Source organism: Polaromonas sp. (genome assembly GCF_030682935.1).
Taxonomy (GTDB): Bacteria; Pseudomonadota; Gammaproteobacteria; order Burkholderiales; family Burkholderiaceae_C; genus Polaromonas.
Genome location: NZ_JAUXNA010000224.1, coordinates 1 through 4,815 on the forward strand (window position 1 = coordinate 1; position 4,815 = coordinate 4,815).

General features: G+C 63.3%; 6 protein-coding genes. 3 read left to right on the forward strand and 3 right to left on the reverse strand.

Annotation, left to right across the window (positions count from 1 at the left end):
- Together Q8K05_RS10105 and Q8K05_RS10110 are read right to left on the reverse strand one after the other, a co-directional pair.
- Positions 1–635 (reverse strand): ABC transporter ATP-binding protein (locus Q8K05_RS10105; protein WP_305246492.1); only part of this gene is annotated, 635 nt, incomplete at its 3' end.
- Between the two features lie 123 nt (positions 636–758).
- Positions 759–1,532: an ABC transporter ATP-binding protein gene (locus Q8K05_RS10110; RefSeq protein WP_305246493.1), complete on the reverse strand. Its 774-nt coding sequence runs from the start codon at positions 1,530–1,532 to the stop codon at positions 759–761.
- A gap of 451 nt (positions 1,533–1,983) precedes the next feature.
- Between Q8K05_RS10110 and Q8K05_RS10115 the strand changes: the two genes are divergently transcribed.
- The 3 genes from Q8K05_RS10115 (at position 1,984) to Q8K05_RS10125 (ending at position 4,359) form a co-directional block, all read left to right on the forward strand.
- Positions 1,984–3,057 (forward strand): DUF6352 family protein, encoded by a 1,074-nt coding sequence (locus tag Q8K05_RS10115; RefSeq protein ID WP_305246494.1) that lies wholly within the window; start codon positions 1,984–1,986, stop codon positions 3,055–3,057.
- A gap of 10 nt (positions 3,058–3,067) precedes the next feature.
- The gene (locus Q8K05_RS10120) at positions 3,068–4,000 is read left to right on the forward strand and encodes a 1-phosphofructokinase family hexose kinase (RefSeq protein WP_305246495.1); all 933 of its coding nucleotides are present in this window, start codon (positions 3,068–3,070) and stop codon (positions 3,998–4,000) included.
- A gap of 194 nt (positions 4,001–4,194) precedes the next feature.
- Positions 4,195–4,359: a hypothetical protein gene (locus Q8K05_RS10125; protein ID WP_305246496.1), complete on the forward strand. Its 165-nt coding sequence runs from the start codon at positions 4,195–4,197 to the stop codon at positions 4,357–4,359.
- Between the two features lie 105 nt (positions 4,360–4,464).
- On the opposite strand, the gene Q8K05_RS10130 is transcribed toward Q8K05_RS10125, so the two are convergent.
- A partial coding sequence (locus tag Q8K05_RS10130; RefSeq protein WP_305246497.1) for a methylmalonyl-CoA mutase family protein occupies positions 4,465–4,815 on the reverse strand: 351 nt, incomplete at its 5' end.

The following is a 4,815-nucleotide window of genomic DNA, read 5'->3' on the forward strand; positions in this document are numbered from 1 at the left end:
ATGGTGCCGTGCTCCATCACGTAAAAACGGTCGGCCAGCGGCGCGGCAAAGCGGAAGTTCTGCTCCACCAGCACAATGGTGTAGCCCTTGGCCTTGAGCGTGAGAATCATCTCGCCCAGCTTTTGCACAATGACGGGAGCCAGGCCTTCCGAGATTTCATCGAGCAGCAGCAGGCGCGCGCCGGTGCGCAAAATGCGCGCCACCGCCAGCATCTGCTGCTCGCCGCCCGACAGCCGCGTGCCGGGGCTGGAGGCACGCTCTTTCAGGTTGGGGAACATCTCGTAAATCTCTTCGACGCTCATGCCGCCCGGCGCAATGGTGGGCGGCAGCATCAGGTTTTCCTCGGCTGTCAGGCTGGCAAAAATACCGCGCTCTTCGGGGCAGTAACCGACGCCGAGGTGCGCCACCTTGTGCGGCGCCAGCTTGATGGTTTCTTCGCCATTTATTTTGATGGAGCCTTTTCGCGTGCCGGTCAGGCCGACGATGGCGCGCATGGTCGTGGTGCGCCCGGCGCCGTTGCGTCCCAGCAATGTCACCACTTCGCCCTGGTGCACCGTCAGGTTCACGCCATGCAGGATGTGCGATTCGCCATACCAGGCATGCAGGTCTTCGATGCGCAGGAGTTCTTTAGTCATGGGAAGCTCCGTTCATGAAATTTTTCGCCGGGCCGCACCAAGGAAAATTAGCCCCTCTTCCTCGTGACGGGGGCAGCGTACCGCCGAAGGCTCGGGCAGCGACAAGCGTGGGGGCTGCATACATCAGTGCGCCCCCTGCAGTTCGGTGTTCGCGGTGCCCATGTAGGCCTCGATCACCAGCGGATTGGCCGACACTTCGGCATACGGGCCATCGGCAATGATGGCGCCGCGCTGCAGCACCGTGATGCGGTCGGCAATCGACGAGACCACATTCATGTTGTGTTCCACCATCAGGATGGTGCGCCCGGCCGAGACCTTCTTGATCAGCTGCGTCACGCGGCCCACGTCTTCGTGGCCCATGCCCTGGGTGGGTTCGTCCAGCAGCATCAGCTCGGGCTCCAGCGCCAGTGTCGTGGCCAGCTCCAGCGCGCGCTTGCGGCCGTAGGGCAGGTTGACGGTCAGCTCGTCGGCGAAGTCCTGCAGATCGACCTCGGCCAGCAGCTGGCGGGCGCGCCCATGCAGGTGAAACAGCGTGCTTTCGGCTTTCCAGAAGTGAAACGAGGTGCCCAGGTTGCGCTGCAGCGCGGCGCGCACGTTTTCAAGCACCGTCATGTGCGGGAAAACGGCCGAAATCTGGAATGAGCGCACGATGCCGCGCCGCGCCGTCTGGGCGGGCTTTTCGGTCGTGATGTCGGTGCCGTTGAACACGATACTGCCCGCAGTCGGGTGCAAAAATTTGGTCAACAGGTTGAAGAAGGTGGTCTTGCCGGCGCCGTTGGGGCCGATCAGCGCGTGAATATGCCCGCGCTGGACTTTGAGGTCTACATGGTCGACGGCCACGAATCCCTTGAATTCCTTGGTCAGACCTTTTGTTTCGAGAATGAACTCCACTGACAAATTATTCTCCGGCGGATGGGTTTAAATTCGCGGGCAGGCATGCGTAGTTCATGCAAGAGCGGACACAGGTCCCGCAAATCAATTAACGCATCCTAGCGGTCTCGTGCAGTCCGTGCCACCGGCAAGACCCTTAGGTAGTTTTACTTGTTGGACAAGCCTGCGACGGGGTCAATGCGGTTGAGCCGGGCGACGCGGCAGGCCCCCAATTCCCGGGTGTAAATAGGGGCATGCCGGGAACGCATGCCTTGCGGACCGGATCAACCAGCGAACGCTATGACCCTGCTGAAACGACACGTAAAGCGTGGCGGCCCGCGGCGCGCAGACCACCTGCGGCACATTTCAAGAATAAATAGGCCTCTGGCGCATTCTGGACGGGTGCTTATAGCTATTAAAACAGGAGCGATTTAAAGAAGGGCATGAAAAACACGTTGCATGTGCGACCATTGCGCCCATGCAAAATTTTTGGCCCTCCAGTGGATTTAGCACTCTCCAGCGCACTGAACGCGGCTGGTTGAAACCGACTGACGACTACCTCCGGCTTTTTTTGGCCCGGCCTGAACTGGCGCCCGTGCCCGAATCCTGTAAGGCCGAGCTGGCCCTGCACGCCGCGCTGACCGCGTCGCCTTCCCGGCCCGTCAGCCCCGGTGAACTGCAGGCCCTGCAAGACAGCGATGCCCGTGACAGCTATACGCTGTTTCTGCGTTTTCGCGATGGCTTGCTCGCTGCCGGCACGCTGGAGGCTTATTACCTGGGCCTGTTCGCGGCCGGCGGCGCGGGCCGCATCAACATACCGCCGCTGTTCATCGATTTGTTGGTGCAGGCGATCACGCACAGCCTGCTGGAGGATGCCCGGGGGGATGCCTACACGCTGCGCGCGGGCGAAATGCTGTTTCGCAGCCAGCGCATCAGCACCGAGGGCGGCCAGGTGCTCAGTGGCGACCGTGAAACGATGGACATGCTCCATGAAACCGGTGGCCTGGGCGACTTTGGGCGCTTTTTGGCGGAAGCCAAGGCGCCGCAGCGCACCCTCACCGTGCAGGTGCTGAGCGACGACAACGCGCCCGACTACTGGCAGCAGGCGGGTCGGCACCGGTTTTTGCTCGACCTCACGCATGAAGTCACCCACGACCTGAGCCACGGCCTGGTCTTTACCCTGACCCGCGCCCGGTCGGGGCTCAAGGCGCTGGCGGGCGTGCTGCAGCTGTGGGTGCAGCATTTCCTGGGCGTGGCCGTCACCATCAAGCCGTTGCAAAAGATTGATGACGAGGCCTGGCGCTGGCATGTGGGGCTGGATGCCGAGTCGACGGCCCTGCTCAATGATCTGTATGAGGACCGCCCGGTCGAGCCGGTCCGCATGCAGCGCCTCGTCAGCCTGTTTCGGCTTGATTTTGTCAATCCCGCCGAGATGCGCGCCGACGTGGCCGGCAAACCCGTCTATCTGGGCTTGACCATGGATGCCGGCAACGTGCTCAGGCTCAAGCCGCAAAACCTGCTGATCAATTTGCCGCTGAGCACCACCATGTAGCCGCCTGACGATGACCGACATCCTGACCCTGACCATGAATCCGGCGCTCGACGTCGCCACGTCCACCGCCACCGTGACCGACACCCACAAGCTGCGCTGCAGTGCCCCGCTGCGCTTTCCGGGCGGCGGCGGGATCAACGTGGCCCGCCTCGTGCATCGCCTGGGCGCGGACTGCGTGGCGCTTTATCCTGCGGGCGGTGCGCAGGGGCAGCAGCTGCGGCAACTGCTGGCGCAGGAGCAGGTGCGCAGCAGCTGTATTGAGATTGCCGGCGAAACCCGCGAGAGTTTTTCGGTCACGGAAACGTCCAGCGGCCGGGAATTTCGCTTTGTGCTGCCGGGCCCCACGCTGGCGCCGCAGGAGTGGCAGGCCTGCCTGGACCACTTTGCCGTACTCGACACGCCGCCGCGCTACCTGGTCGCCAGCGGCAGCCTGCCGCCAGGCGTGCCCACCGACTTCTATGCCCGGCTGGTGCGTCTGGCGCGGGCGCGCGGCACCCAGGTGGTGCTGGACAGCTCCGGGCCCGCACTCGCCGAGGCCCTCCAGGAGGGTGTCTACCTGGTCAAGCCCAGCCTGCGGGAGTTGCGCGAGCTGACGGGCCGGCCGCTGACTGATGAGGCGCAATGGCGTGACGCCGCGCAGCAGCTGGTGGCCAGCGGACAGGCCCAGGTGGTCGCGCTGTCGCTGGGTGAGCAGGGCGCGCTGCTGGTGGCGGCTGAAAAAACCTGGCGCGCGCCCGCGCTGGCGCAGCAGGTGCTCAGCGCCACGGGCGCGGGTGACAGCTTTGTCGGCGCCATGGTCTGGGCGCTGAGCCGCCAGGCCGGTCTGGCCGAGGCCTTTCGCTACGGCGTGGCCGCGGGCTCGGCTGCGCTGCTGTCGGCCGGCACCGGGCTGTGCAGCAAGGCCGATGTGGAGCGGCTTTACGCCGATGTTCGCCTTGTTTAACGATAAAAAGTGGCTCCAGCCCTTGCACTTCGGACGCTGTACGCTATTTAAAACATAGCAAAATAAACGTGTGGCCGTGCGTCGCTGGCGGGCCGCAGCAAAAGGGTCGATCGGCGCTGTTTAACCCATCGAATCAGTGCGGGCGCGCAGTGGCTTAAAATTGCATGTTCAGCTATTTTTAACCGGAGTCTTCCATGTCCAAAAAAATCAGAGTCGAAGCCGACATCTGTGCCCCCAAGCCCGTGCCGCCAAAAGGCTACACCATCACCACTGGCCATGGTCAGAAAATCAGCCTGGAGCGCGGCTCGCACACCCGCAGCAAAAAGAACCCTGGCAAGCGCCCGTCCAAAGGCGGCTAAGCCACCGGCCGGCCGGCGCCGCCCGCGCTTCGCCGATCAAAAAAACCCGAACAGCTGGGGCCTTCAGGCCCCAGCTGTTCGGGTTTTTTTGTGGCCAAAGGCCGTTTACATATTGCGCCGGTACTGCCCGCCCACTTCGAACAGCGCGTTGGTGATCTGCCCCAGCGAGCACACGCGCACGGCGTCCATCAGCACCTCAAACACGTTCTGGTTGTCGATCACGGCTTGCTGCAGGCGCTTGAGTTGCGCCGGCGCTGCGTTGGCATGGCGCGCATGGAAGTCCTCCAGCCGCTGGAGCTGGCTCTGCTTTTCCTCATCGGTCGAGCGGGCCAGTTCCAGCTTGTCCTGGACCTGGTCTCCATGCGGGTTGCGAAAGGTGTTGACACCCACGATCGGCAGCTCGCCGGTGTGCTTGAGCATTTCATAATGCATGGACTCGTCCTGGATGCGGCCGCG